The following is a 26,179-nucleotide window of genomic DNA, read 5'->3' on the forward strand; positions in this document are numbered from 1 at the left end:
CATTGTCGAGGTTTTTACATGCTTTTTATTATAGCTTACAATTAGTCAAAATCAAAGTATAAAAAAACCTCTGTCTCAAGACAGAGGTATGGGGCATTCAGTGAATGTGATAAAAGGGTTCACACAATTTATCAAAGTCGGCTCCTGCCTTAATGACCTCCCCAGCGCAAATGTGATCTAAGATCACAATCGACTCATCGCATAAAACCATCATAACAGAAAATGGTTGCAATTACAAGAGCGGTGCAATTGTTTTAACCAATAAGCCCATCACTTTTTGATACCAAGGACGATTATGAACTTTTTTCAGAGTCACCCGACTGGATAAGTTTTTGGTTTCTTGAAAATCTTTGACAATATCTGCAATTGTTGAAGCACGGTACAAGTAAGCTGCGCATTCAAAATGATGATAGAGGCTTCGGTAATCAAGGTTGATAGATCCCACAACTGCCTTGATATTATCACTAACAAAGACCTTTGAGTGGATAAAGCCTGGATCATACTCATAGATCTTAACCCCAGAAGACATGAGACCCTTATAATAGGTCTTTGCAAGTGCATAAGGGATAGCCTTGTCAGGCTTACCTGGCATAATAATCTCTATATCAACCCCACGCTCAGCAGCAAAACGGATGGCATGTTCCAATTCACTGTTTAAGATTAAATAGGGCGTCATGATATAGACATACTCTTTAGCATGATTCAAGATATCAATATAGACATTTTCTCCGATTTTATCAGTATCCAGTGGTGAATCCCCATAGGGAATGACATAGCCATCTGTTGGTATACCAGTGTCGTGTTTAGCTAAATAAGGCTCAATCTCAAAACCTTTTTCTGTGATTGACCACATTTGTAAAAATAAGATTAAGAAACTATCAACTGCTTCACCTTCAATCATCAGACCAGAATCTTTCCAATGACCAAAGCGCTCATACTCGTTAATATACTCATCAGCTAAATTAACACCGCCTGTAAAGGCAACCTCACCATCAATAACTACAATTTTGCGGTGATCCCGATAATTGTAATAAGTGGAAATAAAAGGTGAAATAGGAGAAAAAGCTTTAGCCTGGATTCCAATTTTTGCTAGTCGTTCGGCGTAATCAGGAGATAGGGTTGAGAGTTCATTCATCCCATCATATAAAACCCTAACTTCTACTCCTTCTTTTATTTTAGCTTCTAGAATGGTAAGTGTTTCTCCCCACATCAAACCTTCAGCAATAATATAGAATTCCATAAAGATGTACTTTTTGGCCTTAAATAACTCTTCTTTAAAGGCTTCAAAAAACGCTTCCCCACTGGAAAAATATTGTGATTTTGTATTACTGTAAACAGGAAATCTTTCTCGACTTCTTTGTAAATATTGAACCAAGTGATAGGTCGCAGAAGTATTGTCTTTTAAAATCTCCACGACTTCCTGATCATCTTTTACATAAGGACGACTCAAGTCAACTAAATGATTTATCCTTCTTTTTAAGCCCCGATAGCCCCAGTCAAACTTAGTATAGATTAATAATAAAGATCCCAGCAAGGGAGCAATCATAATCAAAATAAGCCAGGTGACTCTTGATATAGCATCCATATCACTATTTACTAAGTATAAGACGATAGCAACTGCAAAAATTGATTCAATAAAGGTTAAACCGAAATGGTATTGCTCCATCCAAGCATATGATTTAAAGATAAAAGCCATTTGGATAATAATCAATAGGGCAATCAAACTTACGCGGCTAAAGACTCCCCGTAGAAAACCACGTTTACTCTTATGGAGCAAGTGTTTTACTTTTATTTTCTTTTTAATATGCATTCCCTCCAAAACATGACTTTATTTTATATTATACCATATTATTTTTTATAGAAAGCTCTCCTACACCTTTCTTAAGTCTTTTTTGTAAGTGCTACCACGGTTATCAGCTGACTTCTAAGCCGTCAGCCTACAAATCTTTTTCCGCAGACTCAGCTGCCTAAATTGGCTGCCAGGAAAAAGTTTTTCCCTCCAAAAAAAGTCATCAAAAAAGATCAAAGAAAAGGAATTTTTCTTCAATCTGAAATAAGGTTTTTCTTTTAGAAGCTTAGAATAAGCCTATGACCGTACCATCATTTAAAACGTCCATATTTAAAGCAGCTGGTTTTTTAGGAAGGCCAGGCATGGTCATGACGTCACCAGTTAAGGCAACAATAAATCCTGCTCCGGTTTTAGGTACAAATTCTCTGATTGTAATATCAAAATCCGTAGGTGCACCTAGTAAAGTCTGATTATCTGAGAAGCTATACTGTGTTTTGGCCATACAAACAGGTAGACTGTCCCAACCAAATTCCTTAAATTGCTTGAGTTGTGTTTTTGCTTTTACAGAGAGCTGAACTGTCTTACCGCCGTAAATCTCTCTAACAATTTTTGTCATTTTTTCTTCTAAACTATCTTCTTTTTGGTAAATAGCTTTATAGTTTGACTGTTCCTTATCAATAACTTGAACAAGTGTTCTAGCTAAGGCAAGACCACCTTCTGCACCATTTTCCCAGACGCTAGCTAGTTCAACAGGGACAGCTATTTCAGCACATAGATCCTTTAATACCTGAATTTCAGCTTCAGTATCAGAAGCAAACTCATTAATAGCCACGACTACAGGTAGGCCGTATTTTCTAATATTTTCAACGTGTCTCTTAAGATTGGCAAAGCCATCAGCTACAGCCTGTAAATTTTCTTCATTTAACTGACTCTTGTCGACCCCTCCATGCATTTTTAATGCGCGAAGTGTAGCCACGATAACAACAGCATCAGGATTAGTTGGAAGATTTGGAACCTTGATATCAAGAAACTTCTCAGCCCCTAAATCAGCCCCAAATCCAGCTTCTGTAACTGTATAATCTGCCAAGTGAAGAGCGGTTGTTGTAGCAAGAACAGAGTTACAGCCATGAGCAATATTAGCAAAAGGACCGCCATGAACCAGAGCTGGTGTTCCATAAATAGTCTGAACAAGGTTTGGTTTGATGGCATCTTTTAGGATTAATGTTAAGGCTCCTTCGACTTTTAGATCTTTAACATAAATAGGTTTGCGCTGATAATCGTAGGCCACAACGATGCTTGCAAGGCGTTTTTTTAAGTCCTCTAAACCAGTTGCCAGACAGAGAATAGCCATTATTTCAGATGCAACTGTTATATCAAAGCCATCTTCTCTAGGAACACCATTAAGTGGTCCTCCTAAGCCAACAGTAACCTGTCTTAAAGCTCGGTCATTAAGGTCAACCACACGTTTCCAGATCACCCGACGAGGATCAATATTTAGTTCATTTCCTTGCTGAATATGATTGTCAATCAGTGCTGCTAAGGCATTGTTAGCTGTTGTGATAGCATGCACATCCCCTGTAAAATGAAGGTTTATATCTTCCATTGGTAAAACTTGCGAATAGCCTCCGCCAGCTGCTCCGCCTTTGATCCCCATTACAGGTCCAAGCGAAGGTTCACGAAGGGCAATCATTGTCTTTTTACCAATCTTGTTTAAAGCATCAGCTAGCCCGATACTCATGGTTGATTTTCCTTCTCCAGCAGGAGTCGGATTAATGGCTGTAACCAATATGAGCTTTCCTACTGAATTTGATTTTACGGCATTCATTTTATCAAATGACAATTTTGCCTTATATTTTCCATATAATTCAATATCATCATAAGTGATCCCAACTTTTTCAACAATTTCAGTAATAGGTTTTAATGCAACACTTTGAGCAATTTCAATATCCGTTTTCAATGTTTACACCTCATTTTCATAATAAATTTATTATATCATAGCACTCATAATTTCTTAGATAAAATAGATTTTTTCTTTTTAATGTTCGATTTTTATAAACACTAAACTTTAATTTAGTATTTATTAGACTTTTTATTCAAAAAATACGAATAATGGCCCAAAAAGGTCACAAACTTAATATTTGTGAAAATCTTAACAGTTTAAAAACTTTGATTTTTCGTGTAGAATAGGAGTATGGAAATATTAATTACATCTGGAGGCACAACAGAAAAAATTGATGCTGTAAGAGGTATAACCAATCATTCAACAGGTCGTTTGGGTAAAAAATTATGCGACCTATTCTTAAATAATGGGCATCAAGTGACCTTGGTGACAACAAAAACAGCTTTAAAGCCAGAGGCAAATCCTAAGCTTTCCATTATTGAAATTAGTAATGTAGCTAACCTTTTAGAAGTTTTAGAACCCTTAGTCAAAAAACATGATGTTATCATACATAGCATGGCTGTTTCTGACTATAGCCCCGTCTATATGACAGATTTCAAAGAACTTGAAAAAACCGAACGTTTGGAAGACTTTCTTGAGAAAACTAATCATGAAAGTAAAATTTCTTCCCAATCAGACTATCAGGTTCTCTTTCTCAAGAAGACACCAAAAATCATTTCTCTGATCAAAAAGTGGAATCCTTTAATAACTTTAATAGGTTTTAAATTATTAGTAGGCGTGAGCAGCGACCAACTGATAAGCGTAGCCAGAGAAAGCCTAAATAAAAACCAGGCAGACTATATTTTAGCTAATGATTACATGCAGATCACAGATCAAAAACACCAGGCCTATCTAGTGGGTCCAGAAAACTATTATCCTGTAAAAACTAAGGATGAGATTGCACAGATTATTTATGAGAAGGTAACCAGACATGACTAAAAACATCACATTAGCTATTAGCGGTAGCATTTCTGCCTATAAAGCGGCAGACTTGACAAGCCAATTAACAAAACTAGGTTATTCTGTCACTGTTTTAATGACAAAGGCTGCACAAGACTTTATTACACCTCTTACCCTACAAGTTCTTTCTAAAAACGATGTTCACGTTGACCTCATGCGCGAAGATGATGTTAGTAAAGTTAATCATATTGACTTAGCCAAAAATACTGATTTATTCATCGTCGCTCCTGCCTCAGCTAACACTATTGCACACCTTTCTTATGGTTTAGCTGATAATATTATAACTGGTGTAGCACTAGCCCTTCCTACATCAATACCCAAATTTTTTGCTTCTGCCATGAACACTAAGATGTATGAAAATCCAATTACTCAAGAAAATATCAAACGTCTAAAATCCTTTGGTTACCAAGAAATCGAACCTAAGTCTAGCCTTCTAGCCTGTGGAGATTTTGGCAAAGGAGCTTTAGCTGATACCTCAACTATAATAGATAAAATCACTGCTGTATTTAACGAGCAAAATATTTTTTCATAGGTCACAGATTCTTGTATAATAAGTAAAAACTATCAATGGAGAGATAATCAAATGAATCGTCATAAGTCGTCAGATATTCCAAAAATATCTATTTTCTTCGCTATTATGCTATTAATACACTTTATTAGCTCCTTGGTCTTTAACCTATGGCCCATACCAATAAAACCTACTCTGGTTCACATACCGGTTATTATTGCTTCTATTATCTACGGTCCAAAGATTGGTTCTACTCTTGGTGCTCTCATGGGAATAATAAGTGTTTTTAATAGTACCATCATTTTACTACCAACCAGCTACTTATTCTCACCCTTCGTTGATAATGGTAATTTCTACTCACTCATTATTGCAATGGTTCCCCGTATCTTGATAGGTATCGTTCCTTACTATTGTTATAAAGCAAATACTAATAAATTCGGTCTACTTTTATCTGGGATCATTGGCTCAATGACAAATACGATCTTTGTATTAGGGGGCATCTACATCTTCTTCTCATCAGTCTTTGGAGGAGATATTCAAGCCCTTTTAGTTAGTATCATCTCTACAAATGCTATAGCTGAAATGATCATCTCTGCTATCATCGTTCTTGCCGTAGTGCCAACCCTTAGTAAGCTTAAAAAATAAAATCATTGAAACTTGTACTTGTTTTTGCAAGTTTTTTTCTTACCTTTCTATTGAAAATGATGAAAAGCAAGTTAAAAAACTAGTGATTTTCTGTTTTCAAAATGGTATAATGAAAAATGAAAGCGGTTATAAATATAAAGGAGAAATTGATGACATATACAGAAAATTATAAAAAATGGCTTGATGCCCCAAATTTACCTACTTATTTACATGATGAATTATTAGCAATGGATGAAAAAGTCAAAGAAGACGCCTTTTACGCTAACTTAGAATTTGGTACTGCCGGCATGCGAGCATATACCGGCGCTGGTACTAATCGTATTAATATTTACGTTGTAAGACAAGCAACAGAAGGCTTGGCTCAATTAGTAGCATCCAAGGGTGAAGAAGCTAAAAAACAAGGTGTGGCTATTGCCTATGATTCACGTCATTTTTCACCAGAATTTGCCTTTGAATCAGCCCAAGTTCTTGCTGCTCACGGCATCAAAGCATATGTCTTCGAAAGTTTAAGACCAACTCCAGAACTATCTTTTGCAGTACGTCACCTAAAGGCCACAGCTGGAATTATGATTACAGCTAGTCACAACCCTGCTCCATTTAATGGTTACAAGGTTTATGGATCAGATGGCGGTCAGATGCCACCAGCTGATGCTGATGCTCTAACTAAGTACATTAGAGCTATTGATGATCTGTTTTCAATTGAACTAGCCGACCTTGAAGAAGCTAAAAAATCAGGCCTCATTGAAGTTATTGGTGAATCAGTGGATGTTGAGTACTTAAAAGAAGTTAAGGATGTTAATATTAATCATGACTTAATTGCCCAATATGGACGAGACATGAAGATTGTCTATACTCCTCTTCACGGGACAGGAGAAATGCTCACTAGACGAGCACTTGCCCAAGCTGGCTTTGAATCAGTTGAAATTGTAGAATCACAAGCAAAAGCAGATCCTGATTTTTCAACTGTTAAGTCTCCTAATCCAGAAAGCCAAGAAGCATTTGCCCTTGCTGAAGAGCTGGGACGTCAAGTTAATGCAGACGTTTTAGTTGCAACAGATCCTGATGCTGATCGTCTGGGTGTTGAAATTAGACAGGCTGATGGCTCTTACTGGAACCTTTCTGGTAATCAAATCGGTGCTTTGATTGCTAAGTATATCCTGCAGGCCCATAAAGATGCTGGAACCCTTCCAAAAAATGCTGCCCTAGCAAAATCTATCGTTTCAACTGAATTGGTTACAAAAATAGCTGAAAGCTATGGCGCAACCATGTTCAACGTCCTTACAGGATTCAAATTTATTGCTGAAAAAATTCAAGAGTTTGAAGAAAAACATAACCATACTTATCTCTTTGGTTTTGAAGAAAGCTTTGGTTACCTCATTAAGCCTTTTGTTCGTGATAAAGATGCTATCCAAGCCGTATTGATAGTGGCTGAAATTGCTGCCTACTACCGCTCACGTGGCTTAACCTTGGCTGACGGAATTGAAGAAATCTTTAAAGAATATGGTTATTTTGCAGAGAAAACAATTTCCCTAACTCTTTCAGGTATTGATGGAGCTGCTGAAATTAAAAAAATTATGGATCAATTCCGTAACAATGCTCCAAGTCAATTCAATAAGACAGACATTATTCTTACTGAAGACTTCTTAAAACAGACAGCTAAGAGTAAGGATGGCCTTAGCCAGTTAACAACACCGCCTAGCGATGTCCTAAAATACACTTTAGAAGATGATTCCTGGTTCGCTGTTCGTCCATCAGGAACTGAACCTAAAATTAAATTCTACATTGCTACAGTTGGTGAATCTCTAAAAGAAGCACAAGAAAAAATTGATGCTATTGAAGCTGAAATTAATGCCTTTGTAGCTTAAAGAAAAGGGATAAAAATAGTAAGTAAAGGACTTAGTTCTCCATGAAGACTAAGTCCTTTTTTGCTAAAGAAAAAGACCCCAAAATCTAAGCTTTGGGATCCAATTCTATATATACATATAATATAGGTTTCTGTTTTTTTATTTTGTCTTGATATAATTGACACCATCAGCCTTTGGAGCTACTGCTTGTCCAAAGAAGGCTGCCAGTATAATGATTGTTAAAACATAAGGAGCTATTTCTAGGTAAACAGAAGGGATATTCTCTAGTAGAGGCAACTGACCACCAATAACTGCTAAACTTTGTGACAAGCCAAAGAATAAGCTTGAAAGCATGGCTCCAATAGGATTCCATTTACCAAAAATCATAGCTGCTAAGGAGATAAAACCAGGTCCTAGGATGGTAGTGATGGCAAAGTTTACGGAAATAGATTGCGCATAAACAGCCCCACCTATACCGCCAAGAAAACCTGAAATAATAACACCATAGTACTTCATTAAATAAACATTAATTCCTAAAGTGTCTGCAGCTTGAGGATGTTCCCCGACAGATCTCAATCTCAAACCAAAGCGTGTTTTATAGAGAATATACCAGGCTAAGAATGAGAAGGCAACTGCGATATATCCTATCAAAGTTGTATTTTTAAAGAAAATATCTCCTAAGATGGGAATTTGTGATAAAAGTGGAAAATCAAATTTACCAAAGGATATCTGAATGTTATCAGTTTGCCCTTTGCCGTAGAAAGCTTTAACTAGGAAAACAGCCAAAGAAGGTGCCAACAAGTTCAGAACAGTACCAGATACAATATGATCTGCACGGAAATTAATGGTAGCTAGGGCATGAATCAATGAAAAGATTAAGCCAACAAAGCCAGCAACTAGGGTTGCTATCCAAGGAGTTAGGCGCCCAAAGGTATCATAAAACTCTAAATTGAAAATAATTCCCGTTAAAGCTCCGATAACCATGATCCCTTCAAGCCCAACGTTAACGACTCCAGCTCGCTCTGAGAAGGTTCCTCCAATACTGGTAAAAATTAGAGGTGTCGCATAGATAAGCATTGAAGACATTAACAATGAAAGAATTGTAACGATATTCATCTTATTTACCACCTTTCACTGTTTTTTTGCTTCTAATCATATAACGCTCAATGAGATAATGTGCACCAACAAAGAAAATAATAGATGCTGTAACAACCTTGACAAGTTCAGGAGGAATACCTGCAATATTCATACCTGGTGATCCAATATTTAAGACACCAAACAAGAAGGCTGAGAAGAAGATACCAATTGGATTATTAGCTGCTAACAAGCTAACAGCCATACCATCAAAACCGATAGCTAGAGAACTTGATTGAACAAAGACATTCTCAAAGGTTCCAAGTCCTTCTACTACTCCACCAAGCCCTGCAAGAGCTCCTGAAATTACCATTGATAAAATAATGGTTCTCTTAGCAGACATTCCCGCATATTCACTAGCATTTGGATTCAAACCTACTGAACGAATCTCAAAACCAAGTGTTGTTTTGTTTAGCAAGAACCATATTAAAAAGATTCCTACAATGGCAAAAAAGATACCGATATTAAGTCGTGAATTATTTGTCAGCTGTGACAGCCATTCTGTTCGAAAAGAGGCATTCTGACTAACTTGGATAGAAGAGTCAATACTTTGCTTTAGATTTTTTGCAAAGGCATTTTGGATGACAGCATTACCAATATAAAGGATGATATAGTTCATCATAATGGTAACAATAACTTCACTGGTTCCCAGATAAGCACGAAGCACCCCAGGAATAGCTCCTGCAATTCCCCCTGCTAACATACCAATCAGGATGGTTAATATAATTAATAAAGGACGAGACATATTTGGATGAGATAAAGCAAACCAGGTAGAAGAAATCCAACCAGCCAATGCTTGACCTGACAAACCAATATTAAAGAAACCTGCTCTACTAGCAACTGTAAATCCTAGGGCAATCAAAATCAGCGGCCCCATGGATCTCAAAATTTCTCCCCAATTCTTAAGACTACCAAAAGCTACTTGAAAGAGACCTTCGTAACCCCAAATTGGATCATATCCAAAGATAAACATAATAATTGCACCCAGTAAAAACCCTAGTAGAACGGAAATAACTGGTACAGCAATCTTTTGTGCCTTTTTAGACATCTTTTTCCTCCTCATCAATTGATCCACCTGCCATCAAAATACCTAATTCTTGTTTGTTAGTATTTTCAGGTTTAACGATTCCTTGAATTTTTCCATCATGAATAACAGCGATTCTATCTGATAAATTTAAAATTTCATCTAGTTCAAAGCTGACAACAAGGACTGCCTTACCTTTATCACGCTCTTCAATAAGTCTTCTATGAATATATTCAATGGCTCCAACGTCCAAACCACGTGTTGGTTGGCTAACAATCAACAAGTCAGGGTTACGATCGATTTCACGAGCAATAATGGCTTTTTGCTGGTTACCTCCTGAAAAACCACGAGCTGGTACCAGTTCATTTGCCCCTCGAACGTCAAATTCTTGCATCAATTTGCGAGAATACTCGTTAATCTTGTTGTAGTTTAAGATACCATTTTTACTTAATGGTTCCTTATAGTAGGTTTGAAGTGCTGTATTTTCAGCCAAGGATAGATCCAAGATTAATCCATCACGATGTCTATCTTCTGGAACGTGTCCTACAGATAATTCAGTTATCTTACGTGAAGAATAATGTGTGACATCTTGTCCCTTAATGGTGATTGTTCCTGAGCTGGCTTTTCTTAGGCCTGTTATAGCCTGAACAAGCTCACTTTGACCATTACCATCAATACCAGCAATCCCAACAATTTCACCAGAATGTATGTCTAAGGAGAGATTTTTCACTGCAGGTACACCGCGATTTTCAGTAACAAGTAAATCTTTAATGGATAAAACAACTTCCTTAGGTTCAGCAGGCTTCTTATTGGTTGTGAAGGAAACTGAACGTCCTACCATCATTTCGGCTAATTCTTTTGAACTAACCCCTGCTACATTTACAGTTTCAATACTCTGTCCACGTCTGATAACAGTAACACGGTCTGCTACTGCTCGAATCTCATCCAATTTATGTGTGATGAGAACAATAGATTTTCCTTCTTTGACAAGATTTTTCATAATGACCATTAATTCTTGAATTTCGGAAGGTGTTAAGACAGCAGTCGGTTCATCAAAAATCAAAATATCTGCACCACGATACAGGGTTTTCAAGATTTCAACACGTTGTTGAGCTCCAACTGATATATCAGCAACTTTTGCATCTGGGTCAACAGAGAGTCCATATTTTGTAGATAGTTCTCTGATCTCATGACTGGCCTTTTTCAGGTCTAAGCGACCATTTTTAGTTGTTTCATTTCCTAGTATAATATTCTCGGCCACAGTAAAGGCTTCAACTAACATAAAGTGCTGATGCACCATACCAATTCCTAGTTGAGACGATTTAGAAGGAGAATCTATTAAAACTGGTTTCCCATTTACAATAATGTCACCTTCAGTTGGTTCCAAAAGACCTGCAAGCATGTTCATCAAGGTTGATTTACCCGCACCATTTTCACCTAATAGTGCATGGATTTCACCTTTTCTAACAGTTAAGTTGATGTGGTCATTTGCAACAAAATCGCCAAACTTCTTTGTAATACCTTTCATTTCAATGACATGTTCAGTCATAAGATGCTCTTCCTTTCACTTCTCGCTTTTATTTCAGTAAAGCTTGTCATCTTTCACAAGCTTTACTGAGATAAAAGTTATCTCAGTCTAAAAAAGGCGACCGACTAAGGTCGCTCTCTCTTAGTTTTATTTTTCAGGAACTTTTACGTCACCAGATTTAATTTTTTCTTTTGCTTCTTTAACTGCTTTAATAGCTTCTTCAGAAAGGTTAGTTGTTGCAATATCAACACCACCATCTTTTAGGCCATAAACAGTTGTTTTCCCACCTGGGAATTTATCATTAGCAATTTGTTTGTTGATCAATTGAACAGCTTTCCCAACCTGTTTAATTGATGAAGCTAATACAAAGTTAGATTCTTTTTTATCTTTAGTCTTGTATTTTCCTTCGTCTTTTTGGTCACGGTCTACGCCAATAACCCAAACTTTATCGTCTTCACTACGTTTTTCGTTGATGTCTTTAGCTTCATTGAAGATACCTGCTCCTGTACCACCTGCTGCTTGATAAATGATATCAGCCCCACCAGCATATTGAGCAGCCGCAATTGTTTTACCTTTTGCTGCATCTCCAAATGATCCAGCGTAGTTAACCTTGATTTGGATAGATTTATCTACAGATTTAACACCTGCTTCAAAACCCTTTTCAAAACGAGTAATAACGTTACCCTTCATACCACCTACAAAACCAACAATTTTTGTTTTGGTTGTTTTAGCAGCTGCAATACCTGCAAGGTAAGCCGCTTCATTATCAGCAAAGGTAGCACTTGCAACATTCTTTTTGCCTTCAATAACATCATCAATGATAACAAATTTAACATCACTATTATCACCAGCTGCTTTAGCAATAGCGTCTTTAAGCGCAAAACCAATACCATAGACAACTTGGTAACCGTTAGATACTGCAGTATCTAAGTTAGTTGCATATTCAGATTCATTAGTTGATTGGAAATAATCAAAACCAGCACCTTTTTTAAGGCCATTTTCTTTACCCCAAGCTTGTAGACCTTCCCAGGCAGATTGGTTAAATGACTTGTCATCAACACCGCCAGTATCAGTAACAATTGCTGCTTTCAAATCTGTTTTAGCATTTTTGCTATCAGATTTAGAAGCTCCACGATTTCCGCATGCAGCTAAACCTAAAACTGCTACAGAAGCTAAACCTAGACCAATAAATTTCTTGTTCATGAAAATGAACCCTCCTAAAAAGTTTCTAGCAATTGCTTGCTTAAAAAATATAAATAACCTTATGGTTAGTTAACGAAAATTAAACAGATTAAGTAAGATCTGTGAATGAATAAGGTAATAAGTCCCCTACTGTCGTAACTCGTGTCTGACCATCCTTAGAAATTAGAGTCACTTTTGCTGTTGAAGGGAAAAATTCTGCCATTACCTGACGACAAGCTCCACAGGGAGAGACGGGTTCATTGGTATTGCCAAAAATTGCAATTTCTGAAAATTCTTGATAACCCTCTGACACGGCTTTAAAAATAGCCGTACGCTCACCACAATTGGTCAAACCAAAGCTAGCATTTTCAACGTTACAGCCCGTAAAAACATGGCCGTCTTTTGTCAGTACAGCTGCCCCTACTGGAAAATGTGAATAGGGTACATAAGCATTCTTACTGACTTCCATTGCTAAGGAGACTAAATTAGTAGGCTCCATTGGCAATTTCTCCATTAATAATTTTCACTCCTGAAGAGGTACCAATACGAGTGGCTCCAGCTTCAATAAAGGCTAGGGCATCCTCTAAAGAACGTGCACCACCAGCTGCCTTAACACCGATATTTGGCCCAACAGTTTGACGCATAATCTTAACATCAGAAATGGTTGCGCCACCAGTTGAAAAGCCTGTTGAGGTTTTAACAAAATCTGCTCCAGCACTAACTGCTAATTGGCAGGCTTTGACTTTTTCAGTATCTGTCAATAGGCAGGTCTCAATGATAACTTTAACAAGCTTATCTCCACTTGCTTCTACAACTGCACGGATATCATCCTCCACAGCATCATAGTCACCTTGCTTAAGTAGACCAATATTAATAACCATGTCAATCTCGTCAGCACCCTTTTCAATAGCATCTTTTGTTTCAAATACTTTGGTTGCTGAAGTTGTTGCTCCTAAGGGGAAGCCAACAACGGTACAGACTTTAACATCAGTTCCTTTTAATACCTTAGCGGCATAGGCAACCCAGCTTGGATTGATACAAACGCTAGCAAAGTGGTGATCTTTAGCTTCTGAAAGCAGTTGATCAATCTGTTCTTTTACACTATCAGCTTTTAATAAAGTGTGGTCAATATATTTACTAATACTCAAGGATTTTTCCTCCTAGGAAATGATTTTAATGATCTCTTTTGACTCAGTATACTCTACACCTATTTTAACATTTTTTTCAAATTCTGTAAGCCCTTTTTTATCCAAAAGTTGACTAGAATAAATGACTGCTAGACGGTCTCCCTTAGAGACATAGTCTCCAATTTTTTTATCAAAAACAATACCATTTTCATAATCTAATGGATCCGTTTTCACAGATCGTCCAGCACCAAGGCGCATGGCAAATAAACCAAATGCTAAGGCTGGTAATTCTGTAATATAACCTTCTTTATGAGCAAAAACTTCAATTTTTTCTTTTGAATGTGATGGTCTGTACAAATCCTTAAGGTCTCCACCTTGGTAACGAACCATCTCTTCAAATTTTTGAAGGGCACTGCCATCAGTCAGATTTTTTTCAATGTCTTGAAGGGACTTATCAAGGCCTGCTAATTCAAGCATAATCTGAGCTAGGCGACAGATAAATTCTGTAATGTCTTGTCGTCCCTTGCCCTGCATAATCTCAAGTGCTTCCAGAACTTCCAGACGATTACCAATGGAGCGTCCCAAGGGTTGGTTCATATTAGTAATAACAGCTACCGTTTTTCGCCCTACTGCCTTACCTAAATCAACCATCAGTCGTGAAAGCTCTTCAGCTTCTTCAATTGTTTTCATAAAAGCTCCATCACCAACTGTTACATCTAGTAAGATGCTATCAGCTCCCGCTGCTATTTTCTTACTCATAACAGAGCTGGCAATGAGAGGTATAATATCAACTGTTGCAGTCACATCTCGTAAGGCATATAAGAGTTTATCAGCTTTTACCAGTTGATCTGATTGTCCTATTACGGATAGTCCAATCTCTTGAACCTGTTTAATAAATTCTTCTTGGCTCCGATCAATCTGAAAACCTTTGATAGATTCTAACTTATCAAGGGTACCACCGGTGTGCCCCAGGCCACGTCCACTCATTTTAGCAACAGGGACTCCAAAGCTAGCCACAAGAGGGGCTAAGATGAGGGTTACCTTATCACCAACACCACCTGTAGAATGCTTATCCGTCTTAATACCTTGAATGGTAGACAGGTCAATTTCATCACCTGTTTTAACCATAGCCATTGTTAAGTCGCGAGTTTCCCTAGTGGTCATGCCTCTAAAATAAACGGCCATAGCAAAGGCAGACATTTGATAATCTGGTATCTGTCCAGCTGCATAAGAGCTGATCAACCACTGGATTTCTTCTTTTGTAAGCTCATGTCCGTCACGCTTTTTTTGGATTAAATCAACTGTTCTCATCCTTTACGCTCCTTAGGATATAGTAGCCTTTATCTTTTTTAATGGTTTCAACATTGCCGAAGGTCATTGCCATTTTTTCTTTGGCACTCGGTGCGCCTTGTTTCTTTTGGATAACAATGGTTAAGTCACCACCTGTCTTAAGAAAGCGAATGCTTTCTTCTATGATCTGGTGTACAACTTTTTTTCCAGCTCTTATTGGAGGGTTACTGATGATATGATCAAAGCTCCCGCTAACCTTTTCATAGATATTAGACTGAAAGATCTGTGCTTCAACGCCATTTTTTAAAGCATTCTTTTTAGCCAATTCCAAAGCACGATTGTTGATATCAACCATGGTCACTTTTGTTCCTTGAACCTTGGCTAGAGAAATCCCCAAAGGTCCATAACCACATCCTAAGTCTAAAAGACTTTCCTTTTCTTTGAAGTCTAAGGCATTTAAAAGCACTTGACTTCCATAGTCAATCATCTTCTTTGAGAAAACACCTGAATCACTCAAAAAAGTGAACTTATGATCAAGTAAAGTCACCTTTAATTCATGAATGTCATGAAGGCTGTCTGGGTTTTCATCATAATACATTTTAGTCATCGTTTTTCCTATTCGTTTTTCATGCTTAAACATTTTAACACACTTTGAAACGGTTTACAAGACGCTTGTTCTAAAAGTATCTAGAGCAAACGTTAGTTAATAACCGAACATTATGTGGGAGATAAATGCTTTATATTCTCCTTTGTTTTATTCTATAATTTATCAGATATCAGATTTTTCAAAGTGATTTTTTTAATTTTTCCTAGAGAAATGTTATAATAATTGGACTGTAAATCCTAAGGGGAGCAATTATGACAAATGAGTTTATAAATTTTCAAAAGATTACGCGAGAGACTTGGAAAGAATTGCACCAGCAATCACGTCCTTTATTGACAGAAGAAGAGCTTGATACTATCACCAGTTTAAATGATAATATCAATATTGGTGACGTTACTGAAATTTACTTACCACTTCTAAATCTCATTCAACTCTATAAAATCAATCAAGAAAACCTGTCCTTTTCAAAAAGTTTATTCTTAAAAAAGGATGCTCACTATCGTCCTTTTATTATTGGTATTTCTGGTTCTGTAGCTGTTGGTAAATCAACTACTAGTCGCTTGCTTCAACTCTTATTGGCTCGGACCTTTAAAAGCAGTAGGGTTGAAATGGTTACCACAGATGGCTTCTTATACCCTAATAGCCATTTAGAAGACAAGAAGATCTTAAACCGCAAGGGCTTCCCTGAATCTTACAATATGGAATTATTACTGGATTTCTTAGATGCTATGAAAAATGGTTTTTCTGCCACTATTCCCGTCTACTCTCATGAAGTCTATGATATTGTTCCTGGCAAACTACAATCCATTTCCAGCCCTGATTTTCTCATTGTTGAAGGTATCAATGTCTTTCAAAATCAACAAAACAATCGCTTGTACATGAGTGACTACTTTGATTTTTCTATCTATATTGATGCCGATAGTAAGCATATTGAATCATGGTATTTAGAACGCTTTGAAAGTATTCTAGATCTGGCTAAGAACGATGATTCAAGTTTCTACTCCAAATATGCTAAAATGGATAGGTCAAAGGCCATCGACTTTGCTAAAGAAGTTTGGAAAACAGTTAATTTAGAGAACCTGGAAAAGTTTATTGAACCCACACGAAATCGTGCTGAAATCATACTTCATAAAGCTAGCGACCATAAAATAGACGAAATTTATCTTAAAAAATGATAAAGGCTTGCCAAACCATTATTATTTCTATATAATAGTGTAGTTAGATTAATACGGAGGTGAAAACATTGGCAAATATTAAATCAGCTATCAAGCGCGCTGAACTTAACGTTAAAGCAAACGAAAAAAATTCAGCACAAAAATCAGCTATGCGTACTGCAATCAAAGCATTTGAAGCTAATCCAACTGAAGAGCTTTTCCGCGCTGCTTCTTCAAGCATCGACAAAGCTCAATCTAAAGGATTGATTCACGCTAACAAAGCTAGCCGCGATAAAGCACGTCTTGCTGCAAAACTTGGCTAATAAATATCCAATGAAAACTCCTCAAGGAGTTTTTTTCTTTCCCATAAAAAGCTAATAGCAGAGCTTAAAGAAAAAAAGCGATCAAGCCACACCTTTAGAGTCATCAAAAGGTAGAAGCTGTTCGCTTTTTTTATATAAATGTTGGATTAAAAAATTTTATAAAGCATTTCTGGGTAGAAGCTTTTATCCCAGGCTTATTTGTTTTTAAATTTTCACTTCAAATATTGTGCCTTTAGGACTGTTATCTTTGATAGTAATGCTACCTTTTAAGGCTGTAACAATTTGTTGAGCTAGAGATAATCCTAGACCAAAACCGCCCTTACTACGACTTCTTGATTTATCAACACGGTAAAAGCGATCAAAGACTTTTTTCTTGTCACTGTCTTTGATTCCTGAACCATTGTCAGCCACTCTTATGTATAGATTTTTTTCAGTGGTTCTTACACTGAGTTGGATTTGACCATTGGCATCTGTATATTTGATGGCATTATCAAAGAGAATGGTAATAAGTTGTTTTAACAAGGATTTATCTAGTTTAATCCTATGCCTTACTAAATTTTCAGTTCTTAAGTTCTTACCGTAATCATGAGCCACTAACTGCAAGTTATCGAAAATAGAATCAAAATAGCTAGCGGTAAGCTCTTCATTTTCAGGATTGATGCCGTCATCTCGTCTTGCCAGATTAAGCAGATTAGTTGTCAATATTTTCATATTTCTGACTTCTTCTAAACTGGAAGCAATGGGCTCACTATTTTCTAAAATGGTTTCATTGGGTTTTCGAAAGAGGGTTTCCAACCTATTTTGCAAGACAGCCAGTGGCGTTCTTAATTCATGGCTGGCATTTTCAACAAACATCTTCTGCTTTTCGTAACTTTCCAAAATAGGTTTTCTACTCCAGTTTGCCAAATAGATACTGGCTATAATTGAAATTAACCAAAAAGTGATCATCACGAAAATAATAATTTTTTCATATCTTTCATTTGCCCGATCAAGTTGTTCAACATTAACCACAGCCATTAAATAAGCAAGAGCTGGATAGTTGCTGGAATGCACTTTAACAGTAATGGTATGATATTTTTCTAAATGGCCATAGAAATTGAGCTGCTTTCGTGTACTAATTTCATTTAATTCGCTGGTGTTTAATTTGAATTGTCGAAAATTGAGGCCATCAAATGAATTAAGGATTGTTCCATTAGTACTAAAGAGGATAATATCCGTATTTGCAACAGGCTGCTCCATGGTTTTTATCTTTAGATTCTGACTGTTTAGGTCTTGATTGTCAAAATAGAAGGAAGAAATCCTCTCCATGGTACGATTAGCATAATTTGAAGAATCTCTGGCGACCGCAATCAAACTACTATCAACTGATGAATAAACTCCAAACCGCATAATTTGCAAGATAATAATGGTCATGACCACAAAAATACCTGTAAAGATGGCAAAGAAATGAAAGAAATGATCAAAACTGTCTGATTTATGTATTAATTTAATTTTAGTCATAAGATTTCAAGATATAGCCTACGCTTCTTAAGGTTTGGAGATTTGCGACAAAATCAGTTCCTTTCAGCTTCTTTCTGATCTTTGAAACATAGACTTCTACAACTGAGATAGTTGTATCACTGTCAAAGCCCCAGATGCGATCAAAGATTTGGGTTTTAGGCAAAATAACATTCTGATTTTGAAGAAGGTAAATAAGCAGTTCATATTCTTTACCCAGTAGTTCCACTTCCTTGCCATCTATTAGTACCAAGTTTTGATCAAGGTTGATGGCAATATTACCAAAGTTTAACTGGTTGCTATTGATTTTTCCCGTTCTTTTTAAGAGAGCTTGGATACGCATCTTTAGCTCTTCAAGATAAAAGGGCTTGGTCAAGTAATCGTCTGCCCCCAGGTTAAAGCCATGACCTTTATCATCTATGCTTTCTTTTGCAGTCATGATCAAAACAGGTGTTTTGATGTCTTTTTCACGGATTTCCTTTAAGACTTCGAAGCCATTTTTTTCTGGTAGCATAAGATCCAAGAGGATCAAATCATAGACACCACTCTCAGCTTCATAGAGGCCTTCGTCACCATCAAAAACTTGTAAGACATCAGCAAAATCATCCAAAAAATCAAAGATAGAATTGGAAAGACTTAAGTCATCTTCTACTAATAATATTTTTATCATCTACTACCCCACTACTTTTTTCATAGAAAAGTTATCTACTTATGATCATACCACACATTTCTTAATCATTTCTAAAAAATGCCCCTAAAAGCTTGTCTTTCAAGAACTATTCCTTCTCATAATCATTTCTATTGAAAGTAAGAAATAGCTTTATAACTAGTAAAACTCTGATTGAGAAGTCTCAAAAAGCTTAGGATAGTTCCCTAAGCCTTTTTAACTTTAATAGTTTGCCAGAGCCCTTTTAACAGATTCTTTTTCAGTCTCAATCAGGCTAACACGTGCTGAAATTTCATTAATTCCCATGCTAATATTTCGGCTGATAGCCATATCATCAAGTTTTGGTTGGAAGAATGTTTTATACTCTTCCAGTCTTTCTTGTGTTCTGAAGTGGTTAGCAGGATAGATAACAAAACGGTCGAAACTCATATCGCCACCTAAGGCTGCCTTTATCCAATCCCAATCTTCTCTTGCCCATTGCCAAAGTTTTTCTTGGGTAAATGATTGGGTCAATAAGTAGTTATACCACATTGCCAAATCTTGAGGTTTAACAATAGACTTGTCTTTTAAACTAGCTAGGATTCGTCTTAAAGTGCTTTCGCTGTGTGTTCTAGAAAGAGCATAGGCTAAGTCCAGTCTGATATTGTTATTATTTGTCTTAACATAAGTGTCGAAGTAAAGATCAATAATAGAATCATCTTCATAATACTTGACTTGGTTAAGCAAGACATAACGACGAATGGCGGCTGGAATATCAGAAATATGGCTTTCATATTTTTCAAAAATAGCCTTAGCTTTTTCAACAACTTCCACATTTCCATTACTAATCAACTGATTGAGAGTAATCTGGCGAACCAGCTCTTCTTCGTCAGACTCATTTTCAGTTTGATCAAAGCCAAGTAGCCTATAGTCTTCTTCAAAAATGGATGAAGTCAGACGTTTAAAGGATAGTTCTTCTTCTGTCTCTTCCTCAACAAATCTTTCTAAACCAGCGATTACTTGTTGAATTGCAGAAGCTACCATGTATGATTTTTGACCTGTAAACTTAGCTATTAAATCCACTAGATCTGCATATAAAATCTTACCACTCTCAGCAAGCAAGCGACGTTCTTGGATCATTTGCAAGAGGCTGACATTATCTAGAGAATCAATGGATTCTACCAATAAACCTAATAACTGTCCTTGATAATCCGTGATATAATGAGCAGTGTTTTCGGTATTAAAACGTAATGGTCCCTCATTAGTAGCCCGCAGCTGATCAAAGTTTGGAATAACCATGGTTTTTTCAGTTAGGGTTTCTGGAAGGCCTTTCCAGCTACTGTTTAAAGGAATTGGCCATATACGATCTTGCTTATTATTGTCACCAATAAAGAATTGTTCTTGGCTTAAAATAAGCTGATTATCTTCAACCTTGGCTGTTAAAACAGGATAACCTGGTTGCTCTAACCAAGCATCCATAAAGTCTGCAACATCTTTACCTGAGCTTTCAGACAAGGCATTCCATAGGTCACTGCCTATAGAGTTGCTGTATTGGTGTTTTTCAAAATAAATGCCTAGACCTTTTGCAAAATCTTTGTCCCCAATCCAACGTCTTAACATATGCATGAGGCGACTACCTTTAGCATAAACGATTGCTGGGTCAAAGAGTGTATTGATCTCATCGGGATGGTTAACGTCCACATGAACAGATTGAACACCATCTGTGGCATCACGTTTTAATGCCAACTGAAGTCCACCTGTTTGGAAGTCTTCGAAAATTTTCCATGATGGTTCAATGGCATCTACAGACACATATTCCATCATATTAGCGAAGCTTTCATTTAACCACAAATCATCCCACCATTTCATGGTAACAAGATTACCAAACCACTGATGAGCCAACTCATGTGCGACAACCAGAGCCACTTGTTGTCTACTATGAACAGTAGAATTTTCATCCACTAACAAATAGATTTCTCTATAGGTGATTAAGCCCCAGTTCTCCATTGCTCCTGATGAAAAGTCTGGTAAAGCAATGTTATAAGATTGAGGTATTGGATATTTAACACCAAAATAGTCTTCATAAAAGTCGATAACTCTCAGTGCAATATCTAATGAAAACTCTAAAGAACTAGTTGGATGCGCTTTGGTCGCAAAAACACCCACTTCTGTTCCATTTTTAGTCTTTGCGGTGATTCCGTGTAAGTCTCCTAGAGCAAAGGCTAACAAATAAGAAGACATTCTCGGTGTGGTATCAAATGTCCAAAGACCTGTTTCTTGTCTCAAATCAACATTAATCTCTGGCATATTTGACAAGACTATTTCATCAGCCTCTTGATCAAACTTAATGCTTAAATCAAAGCTTGCTTTAGCCTGTGGTTCATCAATACAGGGGAATGCTTCACGTGCAAAGTGGCTTTCAAATTGTGTAGAAATGACCTCTTTTTCTTTACCGTCTACAGTATAATAAGAAGGATAAATGCCAGTCATATTATCTGTAATCTTACCAGAAAATTCAATGACTAGTGTCATGATCCCCGTAAAAGGTAATTCAACATGTAGAGTTTCATTGTCATGGTCTTCACTAAATAGAACGGGTTCATTATCTAAGAGAATAGATTGAATGGATAAATCTTTCTGGTGAAAAGAAACATTATTATCTAAAGCTTCACCATTTATAGCAACATTTCCGCTAAAAGTTTTCGTTTTACGGTTGATGTCCAAAAAGATATTATAGTTCTCTGGAACAAATTTCTCAATCAGGTGTTCTACTGTTTTCATAAAGCTCCTTTATGTAAATAAAAATAGTGGTATAGGAAAACTCTCCTATCCACTATTATAACACATTATATTACAATTCAATAATTTTACCAGTTTTAAGGTAAACGATCCACTCACAAATATTACGAGCGTAGTCACCGATTCTTTCCAAATACATTAGTACTTGGAAATACTCTTTACCGGCAAAGACAGCATCAGGAGTTTTTCTAATTTCTTCAACTGCTAAGGTTTGAATATCCCTGAAATAGTTATCAATGACTTCATCATGAGCAGCAATTTCATAAGCCTTAGCATCGTCTCCATTGATATAAGCATTTAAGGCATCTTCAACCATCTGCTTAACGACTTTACCCATCTGATTGATCTGTTCTTCAACAATAGGAATACGCTCTTCACCTTTCATCCGAATGGTTGCTTTAGCAATTGATGAGGCATGATCCCCAATGCGTTCGATATCACTTGAAGCCTTCAAAACAGTGATGACAGTTCTTAGGTCATTTGAAACAGGCTGTTGTAAGGCAATAATTTCAAGTGATTTCTTTTCTAGCTTTGTTTCAAATTCATTGACAACTTCATCTTCTTCAATAACTTCTTTAGCTAAATCGCGATCGTGACTAACAAAAGCTCGAACTGTTTTATTTAGCTGTGCTAAAACTTCAGTTCCCATTGAGTAGAATTGATTATGTAATTTATCTAACTCTTCATCAAATTTTGTTCTTAACATTATTTTTTCCTTCAATTCTTTGTTTATTTTGTACTACTTCTTAAAACAGTCTTGAAGATTACAGGTAGTCTATCCAAATTTCCCTGAAATATAATCTTCTGTTTCTTTCATCTTAGGATTCATAAACATTGTTTTTGTATTACCAAATTCAAGTAAGTCACCTGCTAAGAAAAATCCTGTACGGTCAGATAAACGAGAAGCCTGTTGCATAGATCTGGTAACAACGACCATTGTATAGTCTTTTTTGAGACTAAATAAAGTCTCTTCGATTTTACCAGCTGAAATAGGGTCAAGAGCTGATGTAGGCTCATCTAGCAAAATAATCTTTGGACTGGTAGCTAGTACCCTGGCTACACAAACCCGTTGCTGTTGACCACCTGATAAACCAATGGCTGAATCATGTAAACGATCTTTCACTTCATTCCAAATAGAAGCTCCCTTCAAAGAAGATTCCACAGCTTGGTCTAAAATGTGTCGATCTTTAATCCCTTTTAAACGTAATCCATAAACAACATTTTCGTAGATGGACATTGGAAAAGGATTGGGCTGTTGAAAGACCATGCCGATTTCCTTACGCAAGTCTACAGTGTCCGTTCTTGGACTGTAAATATTTCGTCCATTATATGTGATTGATCCTGTAACCGTAACCTCTGGATTTAAGTCACTCATCCGATTGATAGCTCTTAAAAGAGTTGACTTCCCTGACCCAGATGGACCAATAAATGCTGTGATCTCATTAGGGAATAAATCAAGTGTAACATTTTTTAAAGTCTTCTTTTTATTATAGTAAACAGAAAGGTCTCTTATTTGTAAAATAGGTTCAGACATGTGACCTCTTTCTATCCAAAGTGACCAGAAACATAATCATTGGTTGATTGACATTTGGCATTTTGGAAAATATTTCTTGTTTTGTCATATTCTATTAAATCGCCTAGATAAAAGAATGCGGTATAATCACTAGCACGAGCTGCCTGTTGCATGTTATGAGTCACAATGATGATGGTATAATTTTTTTTCAACTCAAACATGGTTTCTTCTAATTGCATGGTTGCGATTGGATCAAGCGCTGATGCTGGTTCATCCATCAATAAAATATCTGGCTTTACAGAGATGGCACGGGCAATACATAATCTTTGTTGTTGACCACCTGAAAGAGTAAAGGCTGATTTATGGAGGTCATCCTTAACCTGATCCCATAAGGCTGCCTGTTTTAAGGATGTTTCAACGATTTCATCTAAAACGGCCTTATCCTTAACTCCTGCTCTTTCATGGGCAAAGGTAATATTACGATAGATTGATTTTGCAAATGGATTAGGTCTTTGAAATACCATGCCAATATGTTTTCTGATTTCAAAAACATTCATATCTTGACGATTAATATCAATTCCTTGATAGAGTATTTCACCAGTTACCTTAGCAACATCGATGGTATCATTCATTCGATTGAGACTTCTTAGGTAGGTAGATTTCCCACAACCTGAAGGGCCAATGAGGGCAGTGATTTTATTTTTTTCAAACTGCATATCAATCCCCTTGATAGCTTCTTTTTCCCCATAATAAACATGTAAATCCTTAGTGGATAAAGCTATTGACTCTTCTTTGATGGTCATGATATGTCGTTCATTCCAATTATATTCTGTCATGTTCTCTCCTATGTCTTACTTAGCCGCTGTCATTTTAGAATGAAGTCTTTTACCAATAAAACGAGCTGATAAGTTAAATATTAAGATAAAGATTAATAGCACAGCAGCACTACCCGCAGAAACTAGGGTTCCATCAGGAATAGTTCCTTCACTGTTAACTTTCCAAATATGAACAGCCAAGGTTTCTGATTGACGGAAGATGGAAATTGGACTGGTAACACTTAGTGGGTTCCAATTTGACCAATCTAAGGCTGGAGCTGATTGACCTGCCGTATAGATAAGCGCAGCAGCTTCACCAAAAATACGCCCTGAGGCTAAGACAATACCAGTTACGATACCTGGCAAAGCTTCTGGAATAACAACATAAAAAACAGTTTCCCAGCGAGATAGACCTAAGGCTAAACCAGCTTCTCTTTGTGTATGGTGAACATGTAACAGGCTATCTTCAACATTACGAGTCATTTGTGGAAGATTAAAGACAGTTAGGGCTAAGGCACCAGATATAATGGAAAATCCATACTGAAATTGTACCACAAAAATCAGATAACCAAATAAACCAACTACCACAGATGGTAAAGATGACAAGATTTCAATACAGGTACGAATAAAATTGGTCAATGGACCCTTTTTAGCATACTCAGCCAAATAGATGCCTGCTCCTGTTGAAAGGGGTATTGAAATAATAAGTGTGACAATGAGTAAGAAAAAGGAATTATAAAGCTGAATTCCGATCCCTCCACCTGCTTCATAAGAAGAGGATTGGCCAGTTAAGAAAGACCAAGAAACATGGGGTAAACCACGAACAAGGATGAAGAGAATCAATGACGTTAAGATAGCTATTATTATTCCAGCAATAGCATACAAGCTACCAGTTGCTATTTTATCCACTTTTTTAGCGTTCATAATTTCTCTTTCTCTCTTTCGTAATTAATTTTACAAGTGAATTAAAGGCTAAGCTCATTAGTAACAATACTAAGGCCAATGACCATAGAACATTGTTTTGAACAGTTCCCATTACAGTATTTCCAATTCCCATTGTCAAAACTGAGGTTAGAGTGGCTGCTGGGGTTGTTAGAGAAGTTGGCATAACAGCGGAATTTCCTACAACCATTTGGATTGCTAAGGCTTCACCAAAGGCTCTGGCCATACCAAATATTATAGCTGTGAAGATACCTGGACGAGCAGCATTTAAAACAACTCGCCAAATGGTTTGCCAGCGCGTAGCTCCCATAGCTAAAGAAGCTTCACGGTAGTGTCTTGGAACAGCTCTTAAGCTATCAACTGTCATGAAGGTAACAGTTGGCAGAATCATAACAAATAGGACACAAACCCCTGATAAGATACCAAAGCCAGTTCCTCCAAAGAGAGTACGAATAAAGGGAACAATAACCTGAAGCCCAATAAAACCATAAACAACTGATGGGATACCGACCAGCAATTCAACTGCTGGTTGCAATATTTTAGAACCATATTTTGGTGAAATTTCAGTCATAAAGACTGCTGCACCGATCGCAAAGGGCGTTGCAATGATCGCTGATAAAATGGTAACGATAAAAGAGCCACTGATCATTGGTAGTGCACCAAGGATAGGCAATCCATTTTTACCCTTAATACTTGGTTGCCATTCAGTACCAAATAAGAAATCAAACAGATTAACTTTATCTACAAAAAATGTTGACAGCCCTTTTTGCGCTACAAAGATTAAAATCATTGCAACAATAAAAACGATTAATCCCAAACAAAGAAAAGTTAAGGTTTTCCCAAATTTTTCCAAGCGTGAATTTTTCGAAGGCGAAACTAATTTTTTTGCCAATTCCTGATTTTTCATACTTCCCCC

At 36.8% G+C, this 26,179-nt stretch carries 24 protein-coding genes; 6 read left to right on the plus strand and 18 right to left on the minus strand.

Annotated features, from left to right (window positions below; translation table 11 throughout):
• Nucleotides 1-232: 232 nt before the first annotated feature.
• Together cls and HBN42_RS01615 are read right to left on the minus strand one after the other, a co-directional pair.
• Nucleotides 233-1,810, minus strand: a complete 1,578-nt coding sequence (gene cls / locus HBN42_RS01610; RefSeq protein ID WP_165993068.1) for a cardiolipin synthase — start codon at nt 1,808-1,810, stop codon at nt 233-235.
• A gap of 265 nt (nt 1,811-2,075) precedes the next feature.
• Complete coding sequence (locus HBN42_RS01615; RefSeq protein WP_165993070.1) at nt 2,076-3,746, minus strand: formate--tetrahydrofolate ligase; 1,671 nt, start codon at nt 3,744-3,746, stop codon at nt 2,076-2,078.
• Between the two features lie 234 nt (nt 3,747-3,980).
• Here HBN42_RS01615 and HBN42_RS01620 point away from each other — a divergent pair, with 234 nt between their 5' ends.
• The 4 genes from HBN42_RS01620 (at nt 3,981) to HBN42_RS01635 (ending at nt 7,706) form a co-directional block, all read left to right on the plus strand.
• A complete protein-coding gene (locus HBN42_RS01620; RefSeq protein ID WP_165993072.1) occupies nt 3,981-4,667 on the plus strand; it encodes a phosphopantothenate--cysteine ligase in 687 nt (228 codons plus the stop codon).
• A complete protein-coding gene (gene coaC / locus HBN42_RS01625) occupies nt 4,660-5,220 on the plus strand; it encodes a phosphopantothenoylcysteine decarboxylase (RefSeq protein ID WP_165993074.1) in 561 nt (186 codons plus the stop codon). The genes HBN42_RS01620 and coaC overlap by 8 nt, the downstream gene beginning before the upstream one ends.
• A 51-nt stretch (nt 5,221-5,271) precedes the next feature.
• Nucleotides 5,272-5,841 (plus strand): ECF transporter S component, encoded by a 570-nt coding sequence (locus HBN42_RS01630; protein ID WP_165993076.1) that lies wholly within the window; start codon nt 5,272-5,274, stop codon nt 5,839-5,841.
• Between the two features lie 149 nt (nt 5,842-5,990).
• Nucleotides 5,991-7,706 (plus strand): phospho-sugar mutase, encoded by a 1,716-nt coding sequence (locus HBN42_RS01635; RefSeq protein WP_165993078.1) that lies wholly within the window; start codon nt 5,991-5,993, stop codon nt 7,704-7,706.
• Between the two features lie 138 nt (nt 7,707-7,844).
• Here the strand turns inward: HBN42_RS01635 and HBN42_RS01640 are convergent, their stop codons facing one another.
• The 8 genes from HBN42_RS01640 to HBN42_RS01675 all read right to left on the minus strand — a co-directional run bounded on the left by HBN42_RS01640 (nt 7,845) and on the right by HBN42_RS01675 (nt 15,577).
• The gene (locus tag HBN42_RS01640) at nt 7,845-8,801 is read right to left on the minus strand and encodes an ABC transporter permease (RefSeq protein WP_165993080.1); all 957 of its coding nucleotides are present in this window, start codon (nt 8,799-8,801) and stop codon (nt 7,845-7,847) included.
• Between the two features lies 1 nt (nt 8,802).
• On the minus strand, nt 8,803-9,867 hold the full coding sequence (locus HBN42_RS01645; protein ID WP_165993082.1) for an ABC transporter permease: 1,065 nt from the start codon (nt 9,865-9,867) through the stop codon (nt 8,803-8,805).
• On the minus strand, nt 9,860-11,392 hold the full coding sequence (locus tag HBN42_RS01650) for an ABC transporter ATP-binding protein (protein ID WP_165993084.1): 1,533 nt from the start codon (nt 11,390-11,392) through the stop codon (nt 9,860-9,862). Before HBN42_RS01650 ends, HBN42_RS01645 begins: the two co-directional genes overlap by 8 nt.
• 126 nt (nt 11,393-11,518) lie before the next feature.
• Complete coding sequence (locus HBN42_RS01655) at nt 11,519-12,574, minus strand: BMP family lipoprotein (protein ID WP_165993086.1); 1,056 nt, start codon at nt 12,572-12,574, stop codon at nt 11,519-11,521.
• 88 nt (nt 12,575-12,662) lie between these two features.
• On the minus strand, nt 12,663-13,052 hold the full coding sequence (locus tag HBN42_RS01660) for a cytidine deaminase (protein ID WP_165993754.1): 390 nt from the start codon (nt 13,050-13,052) through the stop codon (nt 12,663-12,665).
• The gene (gene deoC / locus HBN42_RS01665; protein ID WP_165993088.1) at nt 13,039-13,701 is read right to left on the minus strand and encodes a deoxyribose-phosphate aldolase; all 663 of its coding nucleotides are present in this window, start codon (nt 13,699-13,701) and stop codon (nt 13,039-13,041) included. Before deoC ends, HBN42_RS01660 begins: the two co-directional genes overlap by 14 nt.
• A 12-nt stretch (nt 13,702-13,713) precedes the next feature.
• Nucleotides 13,714-14,991: a pyrimidine-nucleoside phosphorylase gene (locus tag HBN42_RS01670; protein WP_165993090.1), complete on the minus strand. Its 1,278-nt coding sequence runs from the start codon at nt 14,989-14,991 to the stop codon at nt 13,714-13,716.
• The gene (locus HBN42_RS01675) at nt 14,978-15,577 is read right to left on the minus strand and encodes a class I SAM-dependent methyltransferase (RefSeq protein WP_328804271.1); all 600 of its coding nucleotides are present in this window, start codon (nt 15,575-15,577) and stop codon (nt 14,978-14,980) included. The genes HBN42_RS01670 and HBN42_RS01675 overlap by 14 nt, the downstream gene beginning before the upstream one ends.
• A 251-nt stretch (nt 15,578-15,828) precedes the next feature.
• Between HBN42_RS01675 and coaA the strand changes: the two genes are divergently transcribed.
• Nucleotides 15,829-16,749: a type I pantothenate kinase gene (gene coaA, locus HBN42_RS01680; RefSeq protein ID WP_165993094.1), complete on the plus strand. Its 921-nt coding sequence runs from the start codon at nt 15,829-15,831 to the stop codon at nt 16,747-16,749.
• Between the two features lie 59 nt (nt 16,750-16,808).
• Entirely contained in the window at nt 16,809-17,051 is a 243-nt protein-coding gene (gene rpsT, locus HBN42_RS01685; RefSeq protein WP_165993096.1) for a 30S ribosomal protein S20, read from the plus strand.
• A gap of 204 nt (nt 17,052-17,255) precedes the next feature.
• On the opposite strand, the gene HBN42_RS01690 is transcribed toward rpsT, so the two are convergent.
• The 8 genes from HBN42_RS01690 to pstC all read right to left on the minus strand — a co-directional run bounded on the left by HBN42_RS01690 (nt 17,256) and on the right by pstC (nt 26,170).
• Complete coding sequence (locus HBN42_RS01690; RefSeq protein ID WP_165993098.1) at nt 17,256-18,551, minus strand: sensor histidine kinase; 1,296 nt, start codon at nt 18,549-18,551, stop codon at nt 17,256-17,258.
• Entirely contained in the window at nt 18,544-19,218 is a 675-nt protein-coding gene (locus HBN42_RS01695) for a response regulator transcription factor (RefSeq protein WP_165993100.1), read from the minus strand. The genes HBN42_RS01690 and HBN42_RS01695 overlap by 8 nt, the downstream gene beginning before the upstream one ends.
• A gap of 219 nt (nt 19,219-19,437) precedes the next feature.
• A complete protein-coding gene (locus tag HBN42_RS01700; protein WP_165993102.1) occupies nt 19,438-21,975 on the minus strand; it encodes a M1 family metallopeptidase in 2,538 nt (845 codons plus the stop codon).
• A gap of 70 nt (nt 21,976-22,045) precedes the next feature.
• Nucleotides 22,046-22,699, minus strand: a complete 654-nt coding sequence (gene phoU / locus HBN42_RS01705; RefSeq protein WP_165993104.1) for a phosphate signaling complex protein PhoU — start codon at nt 22,697-22,699, stop codon at nt 22,046-22,048.
• 69 nt (nt 22,700-22,768) lie between these two features.
• The gene (gene pstB / locus HBN42_RS01710; RefSeq protein WP_165993105.1) at nt 22,769-23,527 is read right to left on the minus strand and encodes a phosphate ABC transporter ATP-binding protein PstB; all 759 of its coding nucleotides are present in this window, start codon (nt 23,525-23,527) and stop codon (nt 22,769-22,771) included.
• Between the two features lie 11 nt (nt 23,528-23,538).
• On the minus strand, nt 23,539-24,342 hold the full coding sequence (gene pstB / locus HBN42_RS01715; RefSeq protein WP_165993107.1) for a phosphate ABC transporter ATP-binding protein PstB: 804 nt from the start codon (nt 24,340-24,342) through the stop codon (nt 23,539-23,541).
• 15 nt (nt 24,343-24,357) lie between these two features.
• The gene (pstA, locus tag HBN42_RS01720; protein ID WP_165993110.1) at nt 24,358-25,245 is read right to left on the minus strand and encodes a phosphate ABC transporter permease PstA; all 888 of its coding nucleotides are present in this window, start codon (nt 25,243-25,245) and stop codon (nt 24,358-24,360) included.
• Entirely contained in the window at nt 25,235-26,170 is a 936-nt protein-coding gene (pstC, locus tag HBN42_RS01725) for a phosphate ABC transporter permease subunit PstC (RefSeq protein WP_165993112.1), read from the minus strand. Before pstC ends, pstA begins: the two co-directional genes overlap by 11 nt.
• Between the last annotated feature and the right edge of the window lie 9 nt (nt 26,171-26,179).

Origin of the sequence: Streptococcus catagoni (assembly GCF_011421425.1) — a bacterium.
GTDB classification, from domain to species: Bacteria; Bacillota; Bacilli; order Lactobacillales; family Streptococcaceae; genus Streptococcus; species Streptococcus catagoni.